Source organism: Pseudomonas arsenicoxydans (genome assembly GCF_006438915.1).
Taxonomy (GTDB): domain Bacteria; phylum Pseudomonadota; class Gammaproteobacteria; order Pseudomonadales; family Pseudomonadaceae; genus Aquipseudomonas; species Aquipseudomonas arsenicoxydans_A.
In genome coordinates, this window is the sequence record NZ_RCZE01000002.1 from 630862 (window position 1) to 657831 (window position 26970).

Sequence of the window (26970 nt, forward strand, 5' to 3'; positions counted from 1 at the left end):
CCCTTAGAAATAACCCTGACGTTTCTTTTCTTCCATCGAGCCTGCGCCATCGTGGTCGATGACCCGGCCCTGGCGTTCGGAAGTTCGCGTCAGGAGCATTTCCTGAATGATGTCGGTCAGCGTGACAGCCTCGGACTCGACCGCACCGGTCAGCGGGTAGTCACCCAGCGTACGGAAACGGACCTTCTTCTTGACGATGCGCGCCTTGTCTTCATCGCTCAGGTGATTGAGCAGGCGTTCGTCGTCGATCATGATCCAGGTGCCATTCATCTCGATGACGTCGCGCTCGGCGGCGAAATACAGCGGCACAATCGGGATGCCTTCGAGGTAGATGTACTGCCAGATGTCCAGTTCGGTCCAGTTCGACAAAGGGAACACACGAATGGATTCGCCCTTGTTGACGTTGCCGTTGTAGACGTTCCACAGCTCTGGACGCTGGTTTTTCGGGTCCCAGCGGTGCTTGGTGTCGCGGAAGGAATACACGCGTTCTTTGGCGCGGGATTTCTCTTCGTCACGACGGGCGCCACCGAAAGCGGCGTCGAAACCATACTTGTCGAGGGCCTGCTTGAGGCCTTCGGTTTTCATGATATCGGTGTGCTTGGCACTGCCGTGGGTCAGCGGGTTGATGCCCTGTGCAACACCATCAGGGTTGACGTGCACCAGCAGGTCAAGGCCGAGTTCTTCAACCATACGGTCGCGGAACGCGTACATTTCCTTGAACTTCCACCGGGTGTCAACGTGCATCACCGGGAACGGCAGCTTGCCCGGGAAGAATGCCTTGCGCGCAAGGTGCAGCATCACGGCGGAATCTTTACCGACGGAGTACAGCATCACCGGGTTATCGAACTCGGCGGCGACCTCGCGGATGATGTGGATGCTTTCGGCCTCCAGCTGTTTCAGATGCGTCAGTTTGTCGACCATGGCTACTCACGAAAACGATCTTATGGACGGCCAGCGGGCCGTGTTCGAGCGAGGAATCCTAGCACAGCGACCTCTTCTAATCAGGACGCCAACTAGATCGAAAGGGCATATGAATATACCCCCTCGTTTGGGCTACACGGCCCCTTGTGGGAGCGGGCTTGCTCGCGAAAGCGGTGTGTCAGTCGATAAATATGTTGAATGTGAGCCAGCATTCGCGAGCAAGCCCGCTCCCACATTTTGATCAGTGGTGGATCTCAGATCGGATTCGGGCAATCAATGAAGATATGTTCGAGGGCAAACCGGCGCGCCAGATAATCGCCTAAGGCCTGGACACCATAACGCTCGGTGGCGTGATGGCCGGCGGCGATGAAGCTGATGTCGTTTTCCCGGGCGCTGTGAAAGGTCTGCTCCGAGGCTTCACCACTGAGATACAGATCGACACCGGCCAACACCGCCTGATCGATGTAACCCTGACCGCCGCCCGTGCACCAACCGACCCGGCGAATCATCTCGCTGCCTTCGATCAGCAGCGGCTCGCGGCCCATGACTTCCTGGACGCGACGGGCGAAATCACGCGGCGTCACCGGTTCGCTCAACGAACCAACCAGGCCAACAACTTTAGAATTGTCCGGATCCAGCGGACCTTCGACGGTAATGTCGAGCTGACGTGCCAGTTGCACGTTATTGCCGACTTCCGGGTGCAGGTCCAGTGGCAAGTGATAAGACAGCAGGCTGATATCGTGCTTGAGCAAGGTTTTCAATCGACGCTGCTTCATGCCGGTGATGCACGGGTTCTCGCCTTTCCAGAAATAACCGTGATGCACCAGCACCAGATCGGCCTCGGCTTCGACCGCAGCGTCCAGCAGTGCCTGGCTCGCCGTGACGCCACTGACAATGCGCATCACTTGCGGCCGGCCCTCGACCTGCAAGCCGTTGGGGCAATAATCAGCAATTTTGGCACTGGAGAGGTAACGGTCGGCTTCTTCGACCAGGGTGCTCAGGGCGACGGCCATAAAAGACTCCTAAATATCCCGTTCAGAGGCGCGCTTGGCCTCGTATAATGCGCGACATTATGGGCGGTCTCATACCGCCTGCAACCTTTCAGGAAGTGCTTAATGCTCAAGGCGCTGCGTTTTTCCGGCTGGCCGCTGTTGGCCGGCGTGCTTATCGCTCTTTTGATAATTCAGCGTTACCCACAGTGGGTCGGGCTTCCGAGCCTCGATGTGAACTTGCAGCAAGCGCCGCAAACCACCAGCGTGCAACAGGGACCGGTGTCCTATGCCGACGCCGTGGTTATCGCCGCACCTGCGGTAGTCAACCTGTACACCACCAAAGTCATCAACAAACCGAATCATCCGCTGTTCGAAGACCCGCAATTCCGCCGCTTCTTCGGTGACAACTCACCCAAGCAGAAGCGCATGGAATCGAGCCTGGGGTCCGGCGTGATCATGAGCCCGGAAGGCTACATCCTGACCAATAACCACGTCACCACCGGTGCAGACCAGATTGTCGTGGCGCTCAAGGATGGCCGTGAGACCCTGGCCCGCGTGATCGGCAGCGACCCGGAAACCGATCTCGCGGTATTGAAGATCGACCTGAAAACCTTGCCGGCAATCACCATCGGCCGTTCCGACAACATCCGCATCGGCGACGTGGCGCTGGCCATCGGCAACCCGTTCGGTGTCGGCCAGACCGTGACCATGGGCATCATCAGCGCCACCGGCCGCAACCAGCTGGGCCTGAACAACTACGAAGATTTCATCCAGACCGACGCCGCGATCAACCCCGGTAACTCCGGCGGTGCGCTGGTGGACGCCAATGGCAACCTGACCGGCATCAACACCGCGATTTTCTCCAAGTCCGGCGGCTCGCAAGGCATCGGTTTTGCGATCCCGGTCAAGCTGGCGATGGAAGTGATGAAGTCGATCATCGAACACGGCCAGGTGATTCGCGGCTGGTTGGGCATTGAAGTGCAGCCGTTGAGCCAGGAACTGGCGGAGTCTTTCGGTCTGTCGGGACGTCCGGGGATTGTGGTCGCGGGGATTTTCCGTGACGGTCCGGCGCAGAAGGCCGGCCTGCAACTGGGGGATGTGATCCTCAGCATTGACGGCGAGCCGGCCGGCGATGGTCGCCGTTCGATGAACCAGGTCGCGCGGATCAAGCCGACGGACAAGGTCACGGTTCAGGTGATGCGCAATGGCAAGGAGCTCAAGCTCACCGCCGAGATCGGCCTGCGCCCGCCACCTGCGCCAGTCAAAGAGAAAGAAGAAGAGTAAGCAGACATCCCAAAAAACTGTGGGAGCGTGGCTTGCCCGCGATGGGAACACCGCGGTGTATCAGGTACACCGCGTTATCGTTCATCGCGGGCAAGCCACGCTCCCACAGGGTCGAGGTGGTGGTTTAGAGGTCGCCGAGGCCGTCGATCAGCGCCTGATTCTGCTCAGGTGTGCCGATGGAGATCCGCAGGAACTGGGCAATCCGTTCCTGCTTGAAGTGCCGAACGATCACGCCTTGCTCACGCAACTTCGCCGCCAACCCTGCTGCATCGTGCTGGGGATGACGGGCAAAAATAAAGTTCGCTGCCGACGGCAACACCTCAAATCCCTTCGCCTGCAGTTGCCCGACGACCTTGTCGCGACTCTCGATTACAAGCTGACAGGTCTTGTCGAAGTACTCGCGATCTTCGAACGCAGCGGCAGCCCCGACAATCGCCAGACGATCCAACGGATAAGAGTTGAAGCTGTTCTTGATCCGCTCCAGCGCCTCGATCAAGTCCGGATGTCCCACCGCCAGGCCAACTCGCAGGCCGGCCAGTGAACGGGATTTGGACAGAGTCTGAGTTACAAGCAGGTTCGGATAACGGTCCACCAACGTGATTGCCGTCTCACCGCCGAAGTCGATGTAGGCCTCATCTACCACGACCACTGAATCCGGGCTGGCCTTGAGGATCTGCTCAACGGCGTCCAGCGCCAGCAGGCAACCGGTCGGTGCGTTCGGGTTCGGGAAGATGATCCCGCCGTTCGGTTTGGCGTAGTCGGCCGGGTTGATCTGGAACTGCTCGTCCAGCGGTACGGCATCGAACTTGATGCCATACAACCCGCAGTAAACCGGATAGAAGCTGTAGCTGATGTCCGGGAACAGCAGCGGCTGATCGTGTTGCAGCAAACCGTGGAAGATGTGCGCCAGGACTTCATCGGAACCGTTGCCGAGGAACACCTGATTGCCTTGCACGCCGTAGTACCTGGCGACAGCTTGTTTGAGCAAGTCGCTGTTCGGGTCCGGGTACAAACGCAAATTGTCGTTCAGTTCGGTCTGCATCGCGGCCAGGGCTTTAGGCGATGGCCCGTAAGGGTTTTCGTTGGTGTTGAGCTTCACCAGTTTCGTCAATTTCGGCTGCTCGCCCGGCACGTAAGGCACCAGGCTCTTGACGAAGGGGCTCCAGAATTTACTCATGCTCAGTTCCCCTGCTTGTCTTCGATGATGCGGTATTCGGCGCTGCGGGCGTGGGCGGTCAGCGACTCGCCACGGGCCAGTACGGAAGCGGTCTTGCCCAACTCGGAGGCACCTTGCTCGGAACAGAAGATGATCGAGGAGCGTTTCTGGAAATCGTACACACCCAGCGGCGAGGAGAAACGCGCGGTGCCAGACGTCGGCAACACGTGGTTCGGACCGGCGCAGTAGTCGCCCAAGGCTTCGGAGGTGTGACGGCCCATGAAGATCGCGCCCGCGTGACGGATCTGCGGCAACCAGGCCTGCGGATCAGCGACCGACAACTCAAGGTGCTCCGGCGCGATGCGGTTGGCCACTTCAATGGCTTGTTCCATGTCGCGGACCTTGATCAACGCACCACGGCCATTGATCGAAGTTTCGATGATCTCGGCACGCTCCATGGTTGGCAGCAGCTTGGCAATGCTCGCGGCGACCTTGTCGAGGAACTCGGCGTCCGGGCTGACCAGAATCGCCTGGGCGTCTTCATCGTGCTCGGCCTGGGAGAACAGGTCCATGGCGATCCAGTCCGGATCGGTCTGGCCGTCGCATACCACGAGAATCTCGGACGGGCCGGCGATCATGTCGATACCGACCTGACCAAACACATGACGTTTGGCGGTGGCGACATAGATGTTGCCCGGGCCCACCACTTTGTCGACCTTCGGCACGCTTTCGGTGCCGTAAGCCAGCGCGGCAACCGCTTGGGCACCACCGATGGTAAACACCCGGTCCACACCGGCGATGCAGGCGGCAGCCAGCACCAGTTCGTTGATTTCACCGCGCGGGGTCGGCACCACCATGACCACTTCGGTCACGCCCGCCACCTTGGCCGGGATCGCGTTCATCAGCACCGAAGACGGGTACGACGCTTTACCGCCTGGTACATACAGACCGGCGCGATCCAGTGGCGTGACCTTCTGGCCCAGCACCGTGCCGTCGGCTTCGGTGTAGCTCCAGGAATCCTGTTTTTGCTTTTCGTGGTAACTGCGTACCCGACACGCGGCTTTTTCCAGGGCTTCGCGTTGCGGCACGGTGATCCGTGTCAAGGCCAGTTCCAGGCGCTCACGCGGCAGGATCAGGTCGGCCATCGAAGCGACCTGCAGGCCGTCGAACTTCTGGGTGAATTCCACCAGCGCCGCATCGCCACGCTCGCGCACGGCTTTGATGATGTCCAGCACCCGCTGATTGACCGAGTCGTCAGACACACTTTCCCAGCTCAGCAGATGATCCAGATGATGTGCGAAATCCGGGTCAGCAGCGTTGAGTCGGCGAATTGCAGTCGGTGCGGTCATAGCGAGAGCCTCATAGGAATGGCAAAAAACTCAGGCGCCCGAAGCTAACATTCGATCCGCTTGGGCACCTGAGAATTCTGGCTATGAGGCGGATAGACGGCGCGACTTGACGTCGCGCAGGTGAATCAGCCGCGGTGTCGAGACTCCACTGCCTTGCGCAGGGTGTCGATCAACGCCTGGATACGGGCGTGCTGCATTTTCATCGAAGCTTTGTTGACGATCAGCCGGGAGCTGATGTCGGCAATGAAATCCTGGGGCTCCAGGCCATTGGCGCGCAGGGTGTTGCCGGTGTCGACCACGTCGATGATCTTGTCCGCCAGTCCGATCAGCGGCGCCAGCTCCATCGAGCCGTACAGCTTGATGATGTCGACCTGACGACCCTGCTCGGCGTAGTAACGCTTGGCAACGTTGACGAACTTGGTGGCGACCCGCAGGCGGCCCTTGGGCTCGACATCACCGACACGGCCGGCGGTCATCAGCTTGCAGAGGGCAATGCGCAGGTCCAGAGGCTCGTACAGGCCCTGGCCGCCATATTCCATCAACACATCTTTACCGGCGACACCGAGGTCCGCGGCACCATGCTCGACATACGTCGGCACGTCGGTGGCGCGCACGATCAGCAGACGTACGTCAGGCTGGGTCGTGGGAATGATCAGCTTGCGGCTCTTGTCCGGATTCTCGGTCGGCACGATGCCCGCTTCAGCCAGAAGCGGCAGGGTGTCGTCAAGGATGCGGCCCTTGGACAGTGCGATGGTCAACATGGGAAACGTCAGTCCTTATCAAGGTACTCATGCCCGGTCGCAAACGGCGCCGGACACACATCGAGCCGGAAACCGGCTCGACTTAAACAGTTCAACGGGCATGTCCTTATGCCCATGCAGCTGAAACTAGCCCGGTACGCGGCGGATCTTGGCGCCGAGCATCTGCAGTTTCTCTTCGATGCACTCGTAACCACGGTCGATGTGGTAGATGCGGTCGATCAGGGTGTCGCCTTCAGCGATCAGTGCCGAGATCACCAGGCTGGCCGAAGCACGCAGGTCGGTGGCCATGACTGGCGCGCCTTTGAGCGTCTCGGTGCCGGTAACGATGGCCGTGTTGCCTTCGACCTGAATCTTGGCGCCCATGCGGTGCAGTTCGTAAACGTGCATGAAGCGGTTTTCGAAGATCGTCTCGATCACAGCGCCCGTGCCTTCGGCGATGGCGTTGAGGGAAATGAACTGCGCTTGCATGTCGGTCGGGAACGCCGGGTATGGAGCGGTCCGCACGTTGACGGCTTTTGGCCGCTTGCCGTGCATGTTCAGCTCGATCCAGTCTTCGCCGCAGGTGATTTCGGCACCCGACTCGCGGAGTTTTTCCAGAACGGCTTCAAGAATGGTCGGATCAGTGTCCTTGACCTTCACACGACCGCCAGTCACGGCAGCCGCCACCAGGTAGGTGCCGGTTTCAATGCGGTCGGGCATCACTTTGTAGGTGGTCGGGTGCAGACGCTCAACGCCATCAATGGTGATGGTGTCAGTGCCGGCGCCAGTGATCTTGGCACCCATGGCGATCAAGAAGTTCGCCAGGTCGATGACTTCAGGTTCGCGAGCGGCGTTCTGCAACACGCTGCGGCCCTTGGCCAGAGCGGCCGCCATCATGATGTTTTCGGTACCGGTCACGCTGACGGTGTCGAAGAAGAAGTGCGCGCCACGCAGGCCACCTTCAGGCGCCTTGGCCTTGATGTAGCCGCCTTCGACGTCGATGACCGCACCCATGGCTTCGAGGCCGCGGATGTGCAGGTCAACCGGACGCGAACCGATGGCGCAACCGCCAGGCAGTGCGACTTCGGCTTCACCGAAACGAGCAACCATTGGGCCCAGCACCAGGATCGACGCACGCATGGTTTTAACCAGTTCGTACGGGGCGATCAGGGTCTTGATGGTGCGCGGGTCGATTTCGACGCTGAGCTTCTCGTCGATCACCGGCTCGATGCCCATGCGACCGAACAGCTCGATCATCGTGGTGATGTCGTGCAGGTGCGGCAGGTTGGCCACGGTCACCGGGCCATCACACAGCAGGGTGGCAGCCAGGATCGGCAGGGCAGAGTTCTTTGCCCCGGAGATGCGGATTTCGCCATCAAGACGAACGCCACCGGTAATAATCAATTTATCCATAAGAATCTCGACGCCCTTGGGCTCAGGTGCGCTCGGCCCAGGCCGCGCTGCTGAAAAATTTCATAGTGACCGCATGGATGCTGCCATCGGTGATCCATGGGTTCAAATGGGCATAGATCTGCTGCTGACGCTTCACCGGGCTCAACGCCGCCAGTTCATCGCTAATCACGTTCAGCTGGAAATTGCAGCCTTCGCCCTCAACTTCTACCAACGTTCCGGGCAGCTTTCCTTCAAGGAAGCTCTTCACTTCTACGGCCTGCATGCTCAACCTCAATCGGCGCCCTGTGCGCACGGGTCGGACATCATACAAAAAAGCCCCGCGCCTGCGAACCCCGCTAAGCAGGACTCTGACGGGGGGCTTCTTTATAGATGCGGTCAGGGGTGCGCCAACAGCTCGGTCAATTCGCTGACCTGAGCGATTTCACGCATGTCTTCGGGCATCCCGCGGATGCTCAGCGCCTTGCCGGCCGCCTCTGCATCACGCATGAAGCACAGCAGCAGCGACAAGCCGACGCTGCTCGATTTCAACACTGCCGAGCAGTCGACCACCAGTTCAGTCGCGGTGCTGGACTTGATCAACGCCTGCCCCTGCTTGCGCAGACCCGGGCCGGTGCGGTAGTCCAGCATGCCGCTAAGCCGAAGTTCGCCGGACTCGCTCATGCGAATGGCCGACACACTCATTGTGCTTGCTTCCCAGCGGCATCCGGGGCTTTTTCCTTGGCCTTGGCGACTTCCCCGGCCCAACCATTGATGGTCTTGTCCAGGTCGTTACCATTGCGCTGCATCGCATCAGCGAACTGATCACGGAACAGCTTGCCGATGTTGATGCCGTTGATGATTACGTTGCGCAGTTTCCACTCGCCATTGATCTTCTCGAGTGTGTACTGCACGGGGTAAATCGCGCCATTGCTGCCCTTGACGGTCATGCCAACGCTGGTGCGATCGCCCGATTCGTCTTTGGCCGGGTCAACGGTGATGCCCTGGTTGTTGTACTCGAGCAACGCATTGCCATAAAACTGGAACAGGCCCTTCTTGAAGTTTTCTTCAAAGGTTTTCATCTGTGCCGGTGTGGCTTTCTTCGAATACTTGACCGTCATGATGCTTTTGGAGATGCCCTCGGCATCCACTACAGGCCCGACGATCGTGTTCAACGCCGTATAGAAGTCCTGCGGGTCCTGCTTGTACTTCTCTTTATTAGCCGACAGATCGGCCAGCATCCGGTTGGTGGTGTCCTGTACCAGATCGTGCGCGGAAGGCGCCGCCACGGCGTTAGCCATCAACGGCAGTGCCGCGAGTACAACCAACAGGCCACGTCGCAAGGTAGAGATCATTCAAAAGCTCCTCATTTGGCGTCTTTGCTAACGGTATTGAGCAGGAATTTACCGATCAGGTCCTCGAGCACCAGCGACGACTGGGTGTCGTGGATGGTCCCACCATCCTTGAGCAAGGCTTCTTCGCCGCCCACGCTGATACCGATGTACTTCTCGCCCAACAGGCCAGCGGTGAGGATAGATGCAGTGGAGTCAGTCGGCAGGTTATCTACGCGCTTTTCCAGTTGCATGGTCACCCGGCCGGTGAAGCTGTCGCGGTCCAGATCGATCGCCGTGACCTTGCCGATGGTCACACCGGCCATGGTCACTTTAGCTCTGACCGTCAAACCGGCGATATTGTCGAAGTACGCATAAAGTTTATAAGTGTCAGTGTTCGGGCTCGGGGACAGACCACTCACCCGCAACGCCAGCAGCAATAAAGCCAGGATGCCAGCCAGCAAGAAAAGGCCGACACCGATTTCCAGGGTGCGGTTTTGCATCAGAAATCTCCAAACATCAAGGCGGTCAGAATAAAGTCCAGGCCGAGTACAGCCAAAGAGGCATACACCACGGTCTTGGTAGTGGCACGACTGATCCCCTCGGAAGTGGGCTCACAGTCATAGCCTTGGAATACGGCGATCCAGGTCACTACGAAGGCGAAAACGATGCTTTTGATGATGCCATTGAGCACATCATCAGTGAACGTCACGCTGTTTTGCATGTTTGACCAGTACGAACCTTCATACACACCAAGCCAGTCGACGGCCACCCACGAACCGCCCCAGATACCCACCACGCTGAAAATCATCGCCAGCACCGGCAGGGAAATGAAGCCGGCCCACAGGCGCGGGGCAACGATATATTTGAGCGGGTCGACACCAATCATTTCCAGACTGGACAACTGTTCGGTGGATTTCATGTTGCCGATTTCCGCTGTCAGCGCCGAACCGGCACGCCCGGCAAACAGCAATGCCGTCACCACAGGCCCCAGTTCACGCAGTAGCGTCAGCGCCACCATCTGCCCGACCGCCTGTTCCGAGCCGTAGCTGGACAGAATGTTGAAGCCTTGCAGCGCCAGCACCATCCCGATGAACACGCCGGAGACGACAATGATCACCAGGGACATCACGCCAACTGAATGCAGCTGTTTGATCAGTAGGCCAAAGCCACCACCAATGCCACCGCGACCGAGCAAGGCATGGAACAGGAAAATCGTCGAGCGGCCGAACACCGCCAGCACGTCGATGGCGGCATGGCCAAACCGGCGCACGCGCTCTATTAATGAAATCTTGCGCATCAACGCTTCCCCAGAAGATCTGCGCGGTAATCCGTCGCTGGAAAGTGGTATGCGACCGGACCGTCGGGTTCGCCGGTCATGAATTGACGGATCCGTGGCTCCTGCGAGTTCATCAATTCCTCGGGAGTCCCCTGCCCCAACACCTGACCTTCGCCGACGACATAGATGTAATCGGCGATGCTCGCGGTTTCGGCCAGATCGTGGGACACCACGATACTGGTGATACCCAGGGCATCGTTGAGCAGGCGAATCAAGCGCACCAGTACGCCCATGGCAATGGGGTCCTGGCCAACAAAGGGCTCGTCGTACATGAGGATCTGCGGATCAAGGGCAATCGCCCGGGCCAGTGCAACACGACGCTTCATGCCGCCGGACAACTCGTCAGGCATCAGGTCGATGGCGCCACGCAAGCCCACGGCCTGCAATTTAAGCAGGACGATGTCGCGGATCATTTCTTCCGGCAGCTCGGTATGAACGCGCAGCGGGAACGCGACGTTCTCGAACACATCGAGGTCGGTGAACAGGGCGCCGCTCTGGAACAACACCCCCATGTGCTTGCGCGCATCGAACAGATCACTGCGCGACAACTTGGGCAGGTTCTGGCCGTTAACCCAGACTTCGCCCTTTGATGGACGCAATTGTGCGCCCATCAATCGCAACAGCGTGGTTTTGCCACACCCGGAAGGCCCCATGATGCCGGTGACTTTCCCGCGCGGGATACGGATATCGACGTTATTGAAAATGCTGCGCGTACCGCGCTTGAAGGACAGTCCCTTCAGCTCGACCGCGTAGGCGTTATCGGCACTCATCTAAACTCCTTGCGATGCAGCCTCTCACTCGGACGCCTGGCTCTCTGACGAAAGCACATACCTCCCCGGGCAGGCCGAACTGGCGGCGAACTATATCACTGCAAAGGTCTGGCGCCCAAGGCCCAAGCCCGACCATGTTCAGTAACTTGACAGGCAAAAAGCCTCGTTTAGAGAGGATTCGGGTACAGGGAATGACAAAGCGTGACGAACTAGCGTGAGGGTTTTGATCATTACCGCTATAATCGCCGCCTTTTCATCAGGCTATACGATTTCTGACATGAGCCAATCCAGCGACCTGATTCAATCAGCACAACGCACCATCCGCCTCGAACTGGAAGCCGTAGAAGGCTTGCTGCCCCACATCGACGCTGATTTCGTACGCGCTTGCGAGATGATTCTGGCCAGCAAAGGCCGCGTGGTAGTAGTCGGCATGGGTAAATCCGGGCACATCGGCAACAAGATCGCCGCGACCCTGGCCAGCACCGGCACCACGGCTTTTTTCGTGCACCCGGCCGAAGCCAGCCACGGCGACATGGGCATGATCACGCGGGACGACATCATCCTGGCCCTGTCGAACTCCGGCTCCACCAACGAAATCGTCACCCTGCTGCCCCTGATCAAGCGTCTGGGCATTCAGTTGATCAGCGTGACCGGCAACCCGGATTCACCGCTGGCCAAGGCTGCCGAGGTCAACCTCAACGTTCACGTCGAACACGAAGCCTGCCCGCTGAACCTGGCACCGACCTCCTCCACCACTGCAGCCTTGGTGATGGGCGACGCCCTGGCCGTTGCGTTGCTGGAAGCGCGCGGTTTTACGGCTGAAGACTTCGCCTTTTCCCACCCCGGTGGTGCGCTGGGCCGACGCCTGCTGCTGAAAGTGGAAAACGTCATGCACGCCGGGCAAGAGCTGCCGCAGGTTCAACGCGCCACCTTGCTCAAGGACGCGCTGATGGAAATGACCCGCAAGGGCCTGGGCATGACCGTCATTCTGGAAGCCGACGGCAAACTGGCAGGGATCTTCACTGACGGTGATCTGCGCCGGACACTGGATCGCAGCATCGACATCCACAGCGCCACCATCGACCAGGTCATGACCGCTCACGGCAAGACAGCACGGGCCGAAATGCTCGCCGCCGAGGCTCTGAAAATCATGGAAGACCACAAAATCAACGCGCTGGTCGTGGTCGACAGCGAAGACCGTCCGGTCGGCGCCTTGAACATGCACGACTTGCTGCGTGCAGGAGTAATGTAATGAGTTCCGACCTGCTGCAACGCGGCAAACAGATCAAACTCGCCGTGTTCGACGTCGACGGCGTGCTGACTGACGGGCGCCTGTACTTCCTCGAAGACGGCAGTGAGTTCAAGACGTTCAATACCCTCGACGGTCAAGGCATCAAGATGTTGATGGCGGCGGGCGTACAGACAGCTATCATCAGCGGTCGCAAGACCCCGGTGGTCGAACGGCGAGCAAAAAACCTCGGCATCCCGCACCTTTATCAAGGTCGCGAAGACAAACTGGTGGTGCTGGACGAACTTCTGGCCCAACTCAACCTAAGCTATGAGCAAGTGGCCTACCTCGGTGACGACCTGCCGGACCTGCCGGTGATTCGCCGCGTCGGCCTGGGCATGGCGGTAGCCAACGCTGCCAGCTTCGTGCGTGAAAATGCCCATGGCATTACCGTCGCCCGTGGTGGCGAAGGTGCCGCTCGCGAATTCTGCGAATTGATCCTGCGCGCCCAGGGCCGCCTCGATGCGGCCAACGCCGCGTACCTGTGAGCCCATTATGCTGAACAAAAAGTTTCGTAACATCCTGCTGTTCAGTTGCATCGCGGCGCTGTTCGCTGCGGTCGGCTACTGGAACATCAGCCCGGAGCGCTTCCTCGACAAGACAGTTGCAGCTGTCGACGAAAGCGCGATCGACTACTACGCACTCAACGCCCACAGCGTGCAGTACCTGCCGGACGGCAAATTGCAGTATGAAATGACGTCCGACAAGGTCGAGCACCTGAAAGCGTCCGAAGTCACGTTGCTGACCAATCCTGACCTGAACATGTTTCGCGGCACCCAGTTTCCCTGGCACGTCCAGAGCGAGCGCGGCGAAGTCAATCCGGACGGGACCCAGGTCGAGCTGATCGATTCGGTACGCATTACCCGTTTCGACGAAAAAAACCGCAAGACCCTGATTACCACCACCCGTATGACTGTGTTCCCGCAGCAACAATATGCGCAGACCGACCAACCCGTTAGAATCGACGGCGCTGGCGGTGTATCGACAGGCAACGGAATGAAAGCGTACTTGAAAGAAAGCAGGATACACCTGCTATCTAACGTAAGAGGACAGTATGAGGCTCGTTAAAACCCTCCCTATTTTGCTCAGTCTGGGCGCAGCACTGGGAAGCGTGAGCGCCTGGGCTCTGCCGAACGATCAAGAGCAGCCTATCCGCATTCAGGCCGACGATGCCCAACTGGACGACAAGAATGGCGTTGCCACCTATAAAGGTGACGTGATCATTACCCAGGGCTCGATGAAGGTCACCGGCAATACCGTGACCATCACCCGCACCACGGACGGTCAGATCGACGTTGTGACCTCGGTGGGCAACCTCGCCTACTTCGAGCAACTGCAGACCGCCGGCGATACCAAGCCTGTCCAGGGCTGGGGTGTCACCATCCAGTACCACGCTGCGCAAAACCGCGTCGTGCTGATCGACAAGGCAAAAGTTGTCGACAAAGACAACAACACCACCCTGGGCGAGAAAATCGTCTACGACACAGTCAAGAAGCTTGCCAGCGCTGGCCGTGCGACAGGCAACAAGGTCACTGAGGCGCGCCCACGCATTGACATGGTGATCCAGCCGAAGAAGAAAACCGACGAGCAGAAGGCCCAGTAATGGCAACTCTGAAAGCTCAGCATCTGGCCAAGAGCTACAAGAGCCGCCAGGTCGTGCGCGACGTCAGCCTGTCGATCGACAGCGGTCAAATCGTCGGCCTGCTGGGTCCCAACGGCGCCGGCAAGACCACCTGCTTCTACATGATTGTCGGCCTGGTGCAGGCCGATCAGGGCCGCGTGCTGATCGATGATCTGGACGTCAGCCACCAGCCAATGCACGGTCGTGCCAAGGCCGGTATCGGCTATCTGCCGCAAGAAGCGTCGATCTTCCGCAAACTCTCGGTAGCCGACAACATCATGGCCATCCTCGAGACCCGCAAGGAGCTCGACAAGGCCGGGCGTCGCAAAGAGCTGGAAAGCCTGCTGCAGGAATTCCACATCAGCCACATCCGCGACAACCTCGGCATGAGCCTGTCCGGTGGTGAGCGTCGCCGCGTGGAAATCGCTCGCGCACTGGCCACCAATCCGAAATTCATCCTGCTCGACGAACCTTTCGCCGGCGTGGACCCGATTTCGGTCGGAGACATCAAGCAGATCATCTACCACCTCAAGGCCAAGGGCATTGGCGTGCTGATCACTGACCACAACGTCCGTGAAACCCTGGATATTTGCGAAACCGCCTACATCGTCAACGATGGCCAGCTGATCGCCGAAGGCGACTCCGCCACTATCCTGGCCAACGACCTGGTTAAAGAAGTCTATCTGGGCCATGAGTTCCGCCTGTAAGCGTTGAGGTGTCTGACTAGTCGACTGAGCGCTTTCTACGATAAAAATCAACAGGTTTTTATTGTTACAGCGCTCTAGGCAAACACTTCAGATTCAGGCATATAATTTGCTTATGTTTGGCGCTCCGGCGCCCTGTAGTGGATGGCGCATGTGCGCCGGCGAATAAGGTGTTAAGCCCCTGCCATGAAACCATCGCTAGTCTTGAGAATGGGCCAGCAGCTGACGATGACACCGCAGCTGCAACAGGCCATCCGCCTGCTCCAATTGTCGACCCTGGACCTGCAACAGGAAATCCAGGAGGCCCTGGAGTCCAATCCGATGCTCGAACGCCAGGAAGAAGGCGACGACTTCGACAACGCCGACCCCTTGGCCGACAAAGCCGAACAGCAACCCAATGCCGATGTTTCGGAACCCTCCTACCAGGAAACTGCCCCGACGGTGGACAACCTCGAGGAAGGCGACTGGAACGAGCGCATTCCCAATGAACTGCCCGTCGACACCGCGTGGGAAGACGTCTACCAGACCAGCGCCAGCAGCCTGCCGAGCAACGATGACGACGAATGGGACTTCACCACTCGCACTTCGGCTGGCGAGAGCCTGCAAAGCCACCTGCTCTGGCAACTGAACCTGGCCCCGATGTCCGACACCGATCGCCTGATCGCCGTGACCCTGATCGACTGCATCAACAATCAGGGTTACCTGGATGAAACCCTCGAGGAGATCCTCGAAGCCTTCGATCCGGAACTGGACATCGAACTGGACGAAATCGAAGCCGTCCTGCACCGCATCCAGCAATTCGAACCGGCCGGCATCGGCGCGCGCAACCTGGGCGAATGCCTGCTGCTGCAACTGCGCCAATTGCCTGCCAAGACGCCTTGGCTGGCCGAAGCCAAACGCCTGGTCACCGACTACATCGATTTGCTCGGCAGTCGCGACTACAGCCAGTTGATGCGCCGCATGAAGCTCAAGGAAGATGAACTGCGCCAGGTCATCGAACTGGTCCAGAGCCTCAACCCGCGCCCAGGCTCGCAGATCGAATCCAGCGAAGCCGAGTACGTCGTTCCGGACGTGATCGTGCGCAAGGACAACGAACGCTGGCTGGTGGAACTGAACCAGGAGTCGGTGCCAAGGCTGCGGGTCAACGCCCAATACGCCGGGTTTGTTCGTCGCGCCGACACCAGCGCCGACAACACCTTCATGCGCAATCAATTGCAAGAGGCTCGCTGGTTCATCAAGAGTCTGCAAAGTCGCAATGAAACCCTGATGAAAGTCGCCACCCAGATCGTCGAGCATCAGCGCGGCTTCCTCGAATACGGCGACGAAGCCATGAAGCCGCTGGTCCTGCATGACATCGCCGAAGCGGTGGGCATGCACGAATCGACGATTTCACGGGTGACCACGCAAAAATTCATGCATACCCCTCGTGGTATTTATGAGTTGAAATACTTTTTCTCCAGTCACGTCAGCACCTCCGAAGGCGGCGAATGCTCGTCCACGGCGATCCGCGCGATCATCAAAAAACTGGTTGCCGCGGAAAATCAGAAAAAGCCGTTGAGTGACAGCAAGATCGCTGGTTTACTGGAGGCACAAGGCATTCAGGTGGCTCGCCGCACCGTCGCCAAGTACCGCGAATCCTTAGGGATCGCGCCTTCGAGCGAACGCAAGCGGTTGATGTAGAGCCACGCCACAGCGTTCCAGTGGTAGATCATCTGATCTACCGCTTTATGCACTGGCAACGAAGGAGAAGCTGTATGCAAGTCAACATCAGTGGACACCAACTGGAAGTGACCCAACCTCTGCGCGACTACATCGAGCTCAAACTCAAGAAGCTCGAAGGACATTTCGACAAGATCACCAACGTGCAAGTCACGATGTGCGTCGAAAAGCTGAAGCAGAAAATTGAAGCCACCTTGCATATTCCCGGCAGTGAAGTGGTCGCCAACGCGGAACATACCGATATGTACGCGGCGATCGACTCACTGACCGACAAGCTGGATAAACAACTCAAAAAGCATAAGGAAAAGACCCAGAGCCTCCTCCAGGGTGCAACCGGTCGTTAACACTCCCAACCCATGATCCGACTTGAAAACATCCTGACCCCCGGCCGTTCCCTCGTGAACGTGCCGGGCGGCAGTAAAAAGAAAGCCCTCGAGCAAATTGCCAACCTGATTGCCCGGGAAGTGCCGGATCTGGAGATGCAAGATGTCTTCGAGGCTTTGGTTGCCCGTGAAAAACTAGGCTCGACCGGTTTTGGCAACGGCATCGCCATCCCCCACTGCCGTCTAAAGGGTTGCGAGTCGCCCATCAGCGCCTTGATGCACCTCGACGCCCCTATCGATTTCGACGCCATCGACGGCGCTCCGGTTGACCTGCTGTTCGTACTGCTGGTCCCGCAAGCGGCTACCGATGCGCACCTTGAACTGCTCCGCCAGATCGCCAGCATGCTCGATCGCAAGGAAGTCCGCGATCGTCTTCGCAGCGCCCCGAGCAACGAAGCCTTGTATCAGGTTGTCCTGGACGAGCAAAACGGTCCGTAACCATGCGCTTGATCATCGTCAGTGGCCGTTCCGGCTCAGGTAAAAGTACCGTACTCGATGTTCTCGAGGACAACGGCTACTACTGCATCGACAACCTGCCCGCCGGCTTGCTGCCGGAATTGGCCGAACGTGCACTGATTCATACCGAACTGGCACAGCCGCTGGTCGCCGTGTCCATCGATGCGCGCAACCTGCCGAGCCACCTGTCACGCTTTCCCGAGCTGCTCGAAGAAGTCCGTAGCCGGCATATCAAGTGCGATGTGCTGTACCTGGACGCCGACGAAGAAACCCTGCTCAAGCGCTTTTCCGAAACCCGTCGTCGTCACCCGCTGAGCACCGCCAACCGTTCGTTGGCCGAGGCGATCGAGGACGAAAGCAATCTGCTGGGTCCGATCGTCGATCTGGCCGACCTCAAGATCAATACCACGAATCTGAACCTGTACCAGTTGCGCGACACCATCAAGCTGCGCCTGCTGAACCAGCCGGAAGCCGGTACTGCATTTCTGGTCGAGTCTTTCGGATTCAAGCGTGGCATGCCGGTGGACGCGGACCTGGTGTTCGACGTGCGTTGCCTGCCCAACCCTTACTGGAAACCGGAGCTGCGCGCGCAATCCGGGCTCGATCAACCGGTGGCCGAATACCTGGCCGCTCAACCGGACGTCGAAGAAATGTTCCAGGACATATCGTCGTATCTGCTCAAGTGGTTGCCGCGCTTTGCCGCCAGCAATCGTGCTTATGTCACCATCGCCATTGGCTGCACCGGCGGGCATCACCGCTCCGTCTACCTGACCGAACGTCTGGGCCAGGTTCTGCAACAATCCCTGAAGAACGTCCAGGTCCGCCACCGCGACCTCAGCTAAAGGATTCACACCGCGATGCCTGCTCTGGAAATCGAAATCATCAACAAGCTGGGCCTGCATGCCCGTGCTTCTGCAAAATTCGTTGGAGTGGCGGGTCAGTATCCGTGCCAGATCAGAGCCGGGCGGACGCCAGAATCGATGGTCGACGGTAAAAGCATCATGGCCATGATGATGCTCGCGGCCGGCAAGGGCACCACAATCCACCTGAGTACCGAAGGCGAGCAAGAACAGGAAGCGCTGGACGCACTGGTGAAGTTGATCAATGACTTCTTCGACGAAGGCGAGTAAACCTCAATCCTTCGCATGCCCCTTTGCTAGCCCGCCCGCCTTCAAGTCCAAACATTCAAGGGCGATGCAAGGCGCATAAAAAAGGCGCGCCACCCGATTGGATGGCGCGCCTTTTGTCTAGCGGTAAAGTTTAGCTACCCGCCACCGTCATCCGCTCGATCAGCACTGAACCGGTGCGAATGTTGCTGCGCAGCTCCAGGTCATTACCGACTGCAATGATCTGCTTGAACATATCGCGCATGTTGCCGGCGATGGTCACTTCCTGCACCGCGAACTGGATTTCGCCGTTCTCGACCCAGTAACCCGCCGCCCCACGGGAGTAATCGCCGGTGACCATGTTCAGGCCCTGGCCCATCAGCTCCGTGACCAGCAGGCCACGACCCATGCGACGCAGCAACGCCGCCTGATTTTCATCGCCATGGGTGACGAACAGGTTATGCACGCCGCCGGCATTGGCGGTGCTCGGCATGCCGAGTTTGCGCCCGGAGTACGTGCCGAGGATGTAGGACACCAACTCACCCTTTTCGACGAACGGTTTGGCGTAGGTCGCCAGGCCATCGCCATCGAACGCCGAGCTGCCCATGGCGCGCATCAAGTGCGGACGCTCATCAATGGTCAACCATTCCGGGAACAGCTTCTGACCCAGGGTGCCTTCGAGGAACGAGGATTTGCGGTACAGACTGCCGCCGGAAATCGCCGACAGGAAGCTGCCGAACAGACCACCCGCCAACTCGGCGGAAAACAGTACCGGCACTTCGCAGGTCGGCACCGGACGCGCACCCAAACGGCTCGCCGCCCGTTGCGCAGCACGCTGGCCGATGCTTACCGGGTCGGCCAGCAAATTGCCCTGACGGTTCACGTCATACCAGTAATCACGCTGCATCTGGCCATCGGCCTCGGCGATCATCACGCAGCTCAAGCTGTGACGGGTCGATGCGTAACCACCGATAAACCCGTGGCTGTTGCCGTACACGCGGCAACCCTGATGGGTGCTGAGGGTGGTGCCATCGGCATTCTTGATCCGGCTGTCAGTGGCAAACGCGGCGGCTTCGCAGGCCAGCGCTTGTTCGATGGCTTGTTCCGGGGTGATGTCCCATTGGTGGAACAGGTCGAAATCCTGCAGGTCGCGGGCCATCAGCGCGGCATCAGCCAGGCCCGAGGCTTCGTCTTCGGAGGTGTGCTTGGCGATGGCCAGCGCCGCCGCGACGGTTTCGCGAATGGCCTCAGGGCCACTCGCCGAGGTACTGGCCGAGCCTTTGCGCTGACCGACGTACAAGGTAATGCCAAAGCCCTGATCGCGGTTGAATTCGACGGTTTCGACCTCGCGCTGACGGACCGACGTGGACAGACCCTGCTCCAGCGACACCGCCACTTCACAGGCACTGGCACCCTGGCGCTTGGCTTCAGCGATGATCTGCTCGACTTGTTCTTGCAGTGCCGGCAACGCTTGTGGGCCGACGCTTTCAACTGCACTCATGCTGTTCTCCACTCAAATTCTGCTTTCGGTAAGGCCTTCGAGCGACCGGGCCGGACAAGCGGCCCCCGACTGGTTATCATGGCGGCGTTTCTTTGCGGACGGCCACCATGGTTGATTCTTACGACGACTCCCTCGATACGGGAGAAAAAAGCAAATCCCAGGTTAAACGCGAGCTTCATGCTCTGGTTGACCTTGGCGAGCGCCTTACAACACTCAAGCCTGACTTGCTGGCAAAACTGCCGTTGACCGACGCTATGCGCCGGGCCCTGGCCGATGCGCCCAAGCACACCGCGAATATCGCGCGTAAACGGCACCTTATGTTCATCGGCAAACTGATGCGCGATCAGGACACTGACGCGATTCTGATGTTGCTCGATCAACTCGATGCCTCCACCCGGCAGTACAACGAACGTTTCCATGGCCTGGAACGCTGGCGCGATCGCTTGATCGCGGGCGACGATGCAGTCCTGGAGAAGTTCGTGCTCGATTACCCGGAGGCTGATCGTCAGCAATTGCGCTCCCTGATCCGTCAGGCCCAGCACGAACTGGCGACCAACAAGCCACCGGCATCGAGCCGTAAAATCTTCAAGTACATCCGTGAGCTGGACGAGACTCAACGCGGTCTGCGTTAAGTCCCTTCTCGGGTGAGCCGCACGCGGCTCACCCGAAGCTTCACTTTTTTCAATAGCCACTTACCTGCTTACGATCCTGTGCCACCCACAGTGATCGCATCGATTTTCAGCGTTGGCTGGCCGACACCCACCGGCACCGACTGCCCATCCTTGCCACACGTCCCCACGCCACTGTCCAGCGCCAGATCGTTACCGACCATCGACACCTTGCTCATGGCTTCCGGACCGTTGCCGATCAACGTCGCGCCTTTGACCGGGGCGGTAATCTTGCCGTCTTCGATCAGGTACGCCTCGCTGGTGGAGAACACGAACTTGCCGCTGGTGATGTCCACCTGGCCGCCGCCGAGGTTGGCGCAGTAGATGCCGCGTTTCACCGAAGCGATGATTTCCGCCGGATCGCTTTCGCCCGCCAGCATGTAGGTATTGGTCATGCGCGGCATCGGCAGGTGCGCGTAGGATTCGCGGCGACCGTTACCGGTACGGGCCACGCCCATCAGCCGCGCGTTGAGCTTGTCCTGCATGTAGCCTTTGAGTACGCCGTTTTCGATCAGCGTGGTGCACTCGGTCGGGGTGCCTTCGTCGTCGACGCTCAGGGAGCCACGACGGCCGGCCAGCGTGCCGTCATCGACGATGGTGCACAGCTTGGAGGCAACCATCTCGCCCATGCGCCCGCTGTAGGCCGAACTGCCCTTGCGGTTGAAGTCACCTTCCAGACCGTGGCCGACGGCTTCGTGCAGCAGCACGCCGGACCAGCCGGAACCCAACACCACCGGTAACGTGCCGGCCGGCGCCGGAATGGCTTCAAGGTTGACCAGTGCCTGACGCAACGCTTCACGGGCGTAGCCCATGGCGCGGTCATCACTGAGGAAATAGCGGTAATCGGTACGCCCGCCACCGCCATGACCACCGCGCTCGCGGCGACCGTTTTGCTCGACGATCACGCTCACATTGAAGCGCACCAGCGGCCGTACATCGGCGGCCAGGCTGCCATCGGTGGAGGCAACGAGGATGCGCTCCCAGACACCGGCCATGCTCACGGTCACTTGCTGAATCCGTGGATCGAGGGCACGGGTGGCCGCATCGATGCGCTTGAGCAGTTCGACTTTCTCGGCGCGGGAGATCACTTCCAGCGGGTTGTCCGGTCCGTATAACTGGGCGACGTCCTGGGTGGTGAACGCCTGCACCGTGCCGTTCTGCCCGGCGCGGGAGATCGAACGCGCAGCACGAGCCGCAGCACCCAGGGCTTCCAGAGTGATGGCATTGCTGTAGGCAAAACCGGTTTTTTCACCCGATTGCGCACGCACACCGACGCCTTGGTCGAGGTTGAAACTGCCTTCCTTGACGATCCCGTCTTCCAGTGCCCAGGACTCGGAAATCTGCCCCTGGAAATACAGGTCGGCGGCATCGATGCCCGGGCCGGCCAGATCACCGAGCACGCCTTGCAGGCTCTCGATTGTTACGCCGCCGGGCGCCAGGAGGTGTTCACTGACTGAGGACAACAACTCGCTCATATGCTTTACGCCTTAAATTCATCGTTCTGAGGCAGGTCGCTGAGCGCCCTGCGAGAAAAAGCGCCGGTGACTGGACACCGGCATCCGCGCCCTGATGGACGCCTGTTCGCTGCTATCGCGTTCGGCCAGCAGCACGGCCTCGCCTTGATCCTGTTGTGCCAGCACCCGGCCCCAGGGGTCGACGATTGCGGCATGCCCCCAGGTTTCTCGCGGCCCCGGATGCGTTCCACCCTGAGCGGCCGCCAGCACATAACATTGAGTCTCGATGGCCCGGGCGCGAATCAGTACATCCCAATGTGCCGCGCCGGTCACCGCCGTAAACGCCGACGGCGCGGTAATCAACTCCGCCCCGGCAGCACGTAATTCGCTGTACAGCTCCGGGAAGCGCAGGTCGTAACACACCGTCAGGCCGACTCGACCGACCGGCGTATCCGCCACGACTATCCCACTGCCATAAGCATAGTCATCGGACTCGCGATAACGCCCTCGATTATCTGCCACGTCGACATCGAACAAGTGCAGCTTGTCGTAGCGCGCTACCGTCTCGCCATGATCATTCACCAACAACGAGCAGGCATGCACCTTCGCCGTCGGTTGATCCACTGGCGGCAACGGCAATGTGCCGGCGACTATCCATAACTTGAGGTCGAGTGCGGTCTGTTTCAACCATGGCAGGATCGGGCCGTCACCCAATGCCTCGGCGCGGCCGATGTCGGCGATGTCGCGGCGGCCCATGGCGGCGAAGTTTTCCGGCAATACGGCGAGTTGCGCACCACCGGCCGCTGCCTGCTCAAGCAGCCGGCGGGCCTGGGTCAGGTTGGCCAGTACGTCGCTCTGGCTGACCATTTGAATAACCGCTACCGACATGGTCTTTCCTTACTTGAGAAGTGTCAGCCACCTGTAGCAACCGCGGAAGGCTGCTACGAGACCTTCGTCATGCTACTCCATCGGCTAAGACGTGGCTTTTCAAAAAGGCTTGTCAAAGGTGAATTTCGGATCTTTCCAGGGACCTTTGACGGTGTATTGCACACTGGCAAAACGAGACATGCGGTCACCTATCAGTCGGTCGATCAGGAACAGCGCGCCGCCGACAGCGGGCGCGCCAACGATCAATGCCGCGATCGGCAAGTTAGTGGCCACCGGCAACGACACCAGCAACTTGGCATCTATCCGGTCACCGACCAGGTTCAAGGTGCCATTAAGTTCAATGTTCGTGGACGGACCGGTCATTCGGATCGGTTCACGGGTGACGTAAACGCCATTGGTGCCGACCAGCAATCCTTTGACCCGGTCATAACTCAGGCCTTTGCCAAACAAGTCGGAAAAGTCCAGGCGCAAACGTCGACCGATGGAGTTGAAATTAAGCAGGCCGAAAACTTTCAGGGCCTGGGCACTGGCATCGACCTCAACAATTTCGCCCTTGGTAAGGGTTGCATCAAGGGTGCCGGAGAAACGCTTGCTGGCCAGCCAGGCCGGCGAACCGGGCCAGCGACCGTCAACGTCCATATGAAATGACTCACTCGTGACACTCGGCGCAAAGCCCCAGCCTTTGAGGACATCGGCGAGATTCTTGCCGCTGATCCGCCCCTTGTACCAACTGCTGGAACTACCGGGCACACCTTCCCAGCCGCCACTGCCTTGTAACAGAATTCCTTTGAGGCCCATGTCCAGGGAGTTGAGCGCAATGCCCTTGGCGGTCGGACGGACTTTGAGCGACCAACCGCCCACCAGATCCGGCCCCAGGAACAGCTGGTTGATGGTGATGTCCAGTGCCGGAATCTTTGTCGGGTCGACCGTAGCCAGTGGATCGGGCGAGTTCTCGTCGGCCACCACCTTGGGATCCGCCGCGGGCAGCCGCACGTATTGCAGATTGACCGTGATCGGTGCGGCTTTCGCATCGGGAACACCGACGGTGCCCTTGACCTGCTGGCTATCGAGTTGCAACGCCCAACTGGCGGGCTTTCGATTCACCTGTACGGAAGCCTGATCGAGGGTCGTGCCCAGCGCACTGAGCTTGCCAATCTGTAAGTCTGCACCGCTGAAAAACTGCTTGGCACTGCCACCAGGATCCTGACCGGCGTACTTGCCCACCAAGTCCTGCCAGGGACCGACATCCAGCTCCGACAGCACACCGCGTACCCGCAGGCCTTTGGCGCCGGGCAATATCGCATCGCCACCACCGAGGAACAGCTCACCGCGGCCTTCGGCAAAATTGCCGCTCGGTGCTGCAAACGTGAAGTTTGCCAACTGACCATAATTGACCCAGTAGCGCCGTTCCGGCCCCTGCAGGGTCATGCGGAACGTCGTGTCACGGCTGTCTTCGGCCGTCATGCCGAACGGGGCCGGCAGATCGACCTTCACACCCTTGAGGTTGGAATTGACCATCAACTGACTGTCGCCGCCAGCCAGGTTCAGTTGCAACTGATACGGGATCACCCCGGAAACCGGCAATGGCTGAGTAACGCTCAACCAGTCCGTGAGTTTCTTGACCTCGACCTGACCGGAAGCCGTGACGCGTGTCTTGATGTTGCCCGCATTGCCATCGGCGAAAATCCGCGCGGTGACAGGCTTGTCAAAAGCGCGGGCCCTGATGTTCTGTCCGCTTAATCCCTTGGTGCTGTCAAAGCGGAAATCACCCTTGAGTTGCGTCAACTCCAGCGCGGGGTCGGCCAGTTTCAGGCGTGCCTTGGCAGTCTTGAAGTCGACGAGAATCTTCGGTTGCTCGCCTTTGGCCAGCGGGATATCCAGATTCAACTTGCCTTGCAGCTCGCCCTCGCCTTCCCATTTGGCGAACGTCTCAGCGGTGCCGATCGGCGCTTCCTGCAGAATTTTCAGGCCATCGCCCAAGCCGCCGGCGAATCCACCGTCGAGGAACAGATGGACGTTTTTGCCATCGGGGACATGGGGAATATTGACGTAAATGTCGCGCACCTGGGTGTCGAGCAACTGGCCCTTGCTAGCCAGAACCCGCACGCCACTGTCTTCCACAAACACATCACCGGTGACCTTGCTGACATGCGGCCAGCCCGGCTGAAACGCCAGTTCGGCATCGTGCACCTTGAAGAACAGGCTGATGCTGCGGGCGGTATCGGCCGCACCATGGTTCAGCGAGCCCTGATACTGGAAGAAACCTTCGTCTACCGCGCCCTTTAGAATGGCCGTACGCAACCATTCGTCGAGCGCCGGGCTGAGCATGCTCGGCAGGTACTTGGCAGTGTAGCGACCGTCTCCCTCGACCATGCCGACCCGCAGGTCCATGTAGTCTTCCTGGGTGTGATCGAAATGCAGGCGGATCAGGAAGTCACCGGCAATCTTGCCCTCTTCGCCGAGCACCTTGAGGTACGGCGCGATCAGGGTGAAACCTTCTTTGTCGAGCTTCCAGGTCAGCGTCGCGTTGGCCTGGAGGTATTGCCATGGCTTGGCAAAAATCGGGGCCAGGTGCAGGACAAAGTCCTTGCTGTCCATGCGCAATTCACCCTTGCCGAGGTCACCGCTGATGCTACCGCTGACATTTCGTGCCGCCGGAGCGCCGTGATAGGCATCAAAACCTACCCGGTCGAGGTTCGCGGCGAAGCTGAACTTGCTGTCGTCGGTGGCATTGGGGCGCAAGTCGATCAGTACATTGCGCAGCCCACCAGTCACCTTGAGTTTTTCGACCGCCGTGGCGACACCTTCGGGCAGCGGGCCCAGGGCGTTCAGCAACGGCGTGAGCGGGGTGAGGTCGACGCGGTCGGCTTGCAGGTGCCAGAGTTCTTCGACCTTGTCGGTGGCTGAGGTTTGTGTGAGTTGCAGATGCGATTCCCAGCGCGTCTCGCCGAAGTTCATGGCCAGGGAATCCAGCGTCACCACCACGCCTTCTGTGCTGCGCTGGAAATAGCCATTGAGCGCCAGATTGTTGATCTGGATCGGCTTGCGTTCGGCGTAGGCGCCTTTGACTTGCGGGGCGTTCAAGCGAATGGCCGCGGATTGCAGTTCGCCCTTGCCCCAATTGATCCAGAGCTCGCCACCGGCCTTGATCTCGGAAAAACTCCATTGTTGGGTGAGGCGCCCGGGCAGCCATTTCGACCAGTCGCTTTGCGGCAGGCTCAAGTAAGCCTCGGCTTCACCGTCCCGCCACTGACTGGCCTGGATGCGGGTGCGCAGGCTCATGGCCACTGGCTGGCCATCGGGCAAGGTCATTCGCGCATCGAGGCGTTGGCGAGAAGTACCGGTTTTCAGATTGAAGCCGACATAGGTCAAGGTCAGCGGCGGTTGGTCCAAGGGCTGCAAGGTCACTTGACTGTCGATCACCGAGAGCTGTTGGACCATTTGCATGCGGTTGAGCAGTTGTTCCGGATCAAGCGGCTGATCCTTCTGCACCGGCAAACCTTCCAGCGTCCACTGGCCGTCGTCGCCTTCCTTGAGGCTGATCTTCAGGCCGTTCAACTCCAGATGAGCGATGCGCACCTGGCGGGCCAATAGGCTTTCCCAAATGTCCGGCACCGCACGCACCTGATCCAGGTGCAGGGCATTGGCACCTTCGCCGACGGTCACGTCATGAGCCAGCAGGATCGGCGCAAAACCACTCCAGTTGCCTTCCAGCTTGCCGATTTGCAGCGGCATGCCCAAAGCCTCGGTGGCTTTGGTTTCGACGTCGACACGGTATTCGGCCACCAGAGGCGTCAGCTCTCGGCCGAGGCTGACGTACAACGCCATCAACACCAGTACCAACGCGCACAGGCCCAGACCCCAGCGGGTCAATGCAACCAAAATGCGTGTCAGACGTTCCATGTCAGGTG

At 59.4% G+C, this 26970-nt stretch carries 28 protein-coding genes; 12 read left to right on the forward strand and 16 right to left on the reverse strand.

From position 1 onward, the window contains the following. Window positions 1–3 precede the first annotated feature (3 nt). Entirely contained in the window at window positions 4–921 is a 918-nt protein-coding gene (gene cysD / locus EAH78_RS06400; RefSeq protein ID WP_027924547.1) for a sulfate adenylyltransferase subunit CysD, read from the reverse strand. Window positions 922–1175: 254 nt separating this feature from the next. Continuing rightward, window positions 1176–1934, reverse strand: coding sequence for a Nif3-like dinuclear metal center hexameric protein (locus EAH78_RS06410; RefSeq protein WP_140666756.1), 759 nt, complete (start codon window positions 1932–1934; stop codon window positions 1176–1178). Between the two features lie 102 nt (window positions 1935–2036). Here EAH78_RS06410 and algW point away from each other — a divergent pair, with 102 nt between their 5' ends. Further along, window positions 2037–3197 carry a Do family serine endopeptidase AlgW gene (gene algW, locus EAH78_RS06415; protein WP_027924545.1) on the forward strand — a complete coding sequence of 387 codons (1161 nt, stop codon included), beginning with the start codon at window positions 2037–2039 and terminating at the stop codon, window positions 3195–3197. Window positions 3198–3321: 124 nt separating this feature from the next. Here algW and hisC read toward each other — a convergent pair whose 3' ends face one another. The 10 genes from hisC to EAH78_RS06465 all read right to left on the reverse strand — a co-directional run bounded on the left by hisC (window position 3322) and on the right by EAH78_RS06465 (window position 11271). Then, window positions 3322–4374: a histidinol-phosphate transaminase gene (gene hisC / locus EAH78_RS06420; protein WP_123435322.1), complete on the reverse strand. Its 1053-nt coding sequence runs from the start codon at window positions 4372–4374 to the stop codon at window positions 3322–3324. A 2-nt stretch (window positions 4375–4376) separates the two neighbouring features. Beyond that, window positions 4377–5702, reverse strand: coding sequence for a histidinol dehydrogenase (gene hisD, locus EAH78_RS06425; RefSeq protein WP_140666758.1), 1326 nt, complete (start codon window positions 5700–5702; stop codon window positions 4377–4379). A 125-nt stretch (window positions 5703–5827) separates the two neighbouring features. After that, window positions 5828–6463, reverse strand: a complete 636-nt coding sequence (hisG, locus tag EAH78_RS06430; protein WP_007942738.1) for an ATP phosphoribosyltransferase — start codon at window positions 6461–6463, stop codon at window positions 5828–5830. A gap of 126 nt (window positions 6464–6589) precedes the next feature. Next, on the reverse strand, window positions 6590–7855 hold the full coding sequence (murA, locus tag EAH78_RS06435; protein ID WP_027924542.1) for a UDP-N-acetylglucosamine 1-carboxyvinyltransferase: 1266 nt from the start codon (window positions 7853–7855) through the stop codon (window positions 6590–6592). Window positions 7856–7877: 22 nt separating this feature from the next. Further along, window positions 7878–8117, reverse strand: coding sequence for a BolA family protein (locus EAH78_RS06440; protein ID WP_007912386.1), 240 nt, complete (start codon window positions 8115–8117; stop codon window positions 7878–7880). Window positions 8118–8230: 113 nt separating this feature from the next. Further along, entirely contained in the window at window positions 8231–8536 is a 306-nt protein-coding gene (locus EAH78_RS06445; protein ID WP_123435320.1) for an STAS domain-containing protein, read from the reverse strand. Beyond that, a complete protein-coding gene (locus EAH78_RS06450; RefSeq protein ID WP_140666760.1) occupies window positions 8533–9186 on the reverse strand; it encodes an MlaC/ttg2D family ABC transporter substrate-binding protein in 654 nt (217 codons plus the stop codon). The genes EAH78_RS06445 and EAH78_RS06450 overlap by 4 nt, the downstream gene beginning before the upstream one ends. An 11-nt stretch (window positions 9187–9197) precedes the next feature. Next, complete coding sequence (mlaD, locus tag EAH78_RS06455; RefSeq protein WP_140666762.1) at window positions 9198–9665, reverse strand: outer membrane lipid asymmetry maintenance protein MlaD; 468 nt, start codon at window positions 9663–9665, stop codon at window positions 9198–9200. Beyond that, window positions 9665–10462 (reverse strand): lipid asymmetry maintenance ABC transporter permease subunit MlaE, encoded by a 798-nt coding sequence (gene mlaE, locus EAH78_RS06460; protein ID WP_140666764.1) that lies wholly within the window; start codon window positions 10460–10462, stop codon window positions 9665–9667. The genes mlaD and mlaE overlap by 1 nt, the downstream gene beginning before the upstream one ends. Beyond that, entirely contained in the window at window positions 10462–11271 is an 810-nt protein-coding gene (locus tag EAH78_RS06465) for an ATP-binding cassette domain-containing protein (protein ID WP_109787873.1), read from the reverse strand. Before EAH78_RS06465 ends, mlaE begins: the two co-directional genes overlap by 1 nt. A 277-nt stretch (window positions 11272–11548) precedes the next feature. Between EAH78_RS06465 and EAH78_RS06470 the strand changes: the two genes are divergently transcribed. From EAH78_RS06470 to EAH78_RS06515, 10 genes are all read left to right on the forward strand, one after another. Further along, window positions 11549–12523, forward strand: a complete 975-nt coding sequence (locus EAH78_RS06470; RefSeq protein WP_140666766.1) for a KpsF/GutQ family sugar-phosphate isomerase — start codon at window positions 11549–11551, stop codon at window positions 12521–12523. After that, a complete protein-coding gene (locus tag EAH78_RS06475) occupies window positions 12523–13047 on the forward strand; it encodes a KdsC family phosphatase (protein WP_027924535.1) in 525 nt (174 codons plus the stop codon). The genes EAH78_RS06470 and EAH78_RS06475 overlap by 1 nt, the downstream gene beginning before the upstream one ends. Window positions 13048–13054: 7 nt before the next feature. Continuing rightward, the gene (gene lptC, locus EAH78_RS06480) at window positions 13055–13627 is read left to right on the forward strand and encodes an LPS export ABC transporter periplasmic protein LptC (RefSeq protein WP_140666768.1); all 573 of its coding nucleotides are present in this window, start codon (window positions 13055–13057) and stop codon (window positions 13625–13627) included. Next, window positions 13614–14162, forward strand: a complete 549-nt coding sequence (gene lptA, locus EAH78_RS06485) for a lipopolysaccharide transport periplasmic protein LptA (RefSeq protein WP_140666770.1) — start codon at window positions 13614–13616, stop codon at window positions 14160–14162. Before lptC ends, lptA begins: the two co-directional genes overlap by 14 nt. Next, complete coding sequence (gene lptB, locus EAH78_RS06490) at window positions 14162–14887, forward strand: LPS export ABC transporter ATP-binding protein (protein ID WP_027924532.1); 726 nt, start codon at window positions 14162–14164, stop codon at window positions 14885–14887. Before lptA ends, lptB begins: the two co-directional genes overlap by 1 nt. Window positions 14888–15070: 183 nt before the next feature. Further along, the gene (locus tag EAH78_RS06495) at window positions 15071–16564 is read left to right on the forward strand and encodes an RNA polymerase factor sigma-54 (protein WP_032828652.1); all 1494 of its coding nucleotides are present in this window, start codon (window positions 15071–15073) and stop codon (window positions 16562–16564) included. 74 nt (window positions 16565–16638) lie between these two features. Then, window positions 16639–16947 (forward strand): ribosome hibernation-promoting factor, HPF/YfiA family, encoded by a 309-nt coding sequence (hpf, locus tag EAH78_RS06500; RefSeq protein WP_140666772.1) that lies wholly within the window; start codon window positions 16639–16641, stop codon window positions 16945–16947. Between the two features lie 12 nt (window positions 16948–16959). Continuing rightward, the gene (gene ptsN, locus EAH78_RS06505; RefSeq protein ID WP_140666774.1) at window positions 16960–17424 is read left to right on the forward strand and encodes a PTS IIA-like nitrogen regulatory protein PtsN; all 465 of its coding nucleotides are present in this window, start codon (window positions 16960–16962) and stop codon (window positions 17422–17424) included. Window positions 17425–17426: 2 nt separating this feature from the next. Further along, the gene (gene rapZ, locus EAH78_RS06510) at window positions 17427–18284 is read left to right on the forward strand and encodes an RNase adapter RapZ (RefSeq protein ID WP_140666776.1); all 858 of its coding nucleotides are present in this window, start codon (window positions 17427–17429) and stop codon (window positions 18282–18284) included. A gap of 15 nt (window positions 18285–18299) precedes the next feature. Next, window positions 18300–18572, forward strand: a complete 273-nt coding sequence (locus tag EAH78_RS06515; protein ID WP_140666778.1) for an HPr family phosphocarrier protein — start codon at window positions 18300–18302, stop codon at window positions 18570–18572. A 130-nt stretch (window positions 18573–18702) separates the two neighbouring features. Here the strand turns inward: EAH78_RS06515 and pmbA are convergent, their stop codons facing one another. Continuing rightward, window positions 18703–20049, reverse strand: coding sequence for a metalloprotease PmbA (pmbA, locus tag EAH78_RS06520; RefSeq protein ID WP_140666780.1), 1347 nt, complete (start codon window positions 20047–20049; stop codon window positions 18703–18705). Window positions 20050–20156: 107 nt separating this feature from the next. Here pmbA and yjgA point away from each other — a divergent pair, with 107 nt between their 5' ends. Next, on the forward strand, window positions 20157–20681 hold the full coding sequence (gene yjgA / locus EAH78_RS06525) for a ribosome biogenesis factor YjgA (protein WP_054049927.1): 525 nt from the start codon (window positions 20157–20159) through the stop codon (window positions 20679–20681). Between the two features lie 68 nt (window positions 20682–20749). Here the strand turns inward: yjgA and tldD are convergent, their stop codons facing one another. The 3 genes from tldD to EAH78_RS06540 all read right to left on the reverse strand — a co-directional run bounded on the left by tldD (window position 20750) and on the right by EAH78_RS06540 (window position 26962). Further along, window positions 20750–22192: a metalloprotease TldD gene (tldD, locus tag EAH78_RS06530; RefSeq protein ID WP_123435310.1), complete on the reverse strand. Its 1443-nt coding sequence runs from the start codon at window positions 22190–22192 to the stop codon at window positions 20750–20752. Between the two features lie 18 nt (window positions 22193–22210). After that, on the reverse strand, window positions 22211–23059 hold the full coding sequence (locus EAH78_RS06535; RefSeq protein ID WP_140666782.1) for a carbon-nitrogen hydrolase family protein: 849 nt from the start codon (window positions 23057–23059) through the stop codon (window positions 22211–22213). Window positions 23060–23158: 99 nt separating this feature from the next. After that, window positions 23159–26962 (reverse strand): YhdP family protein, encoded by a 3804-nt coding sequence (locus EAH78_RS06540; protein WP_140666784.1) that lies wholly within the window; start codon window positions 26960–26962, stop codon window positions 23159–23161. Between the last annotated feature and the right edge of the window lie 8 nt (window positions 26963–26970).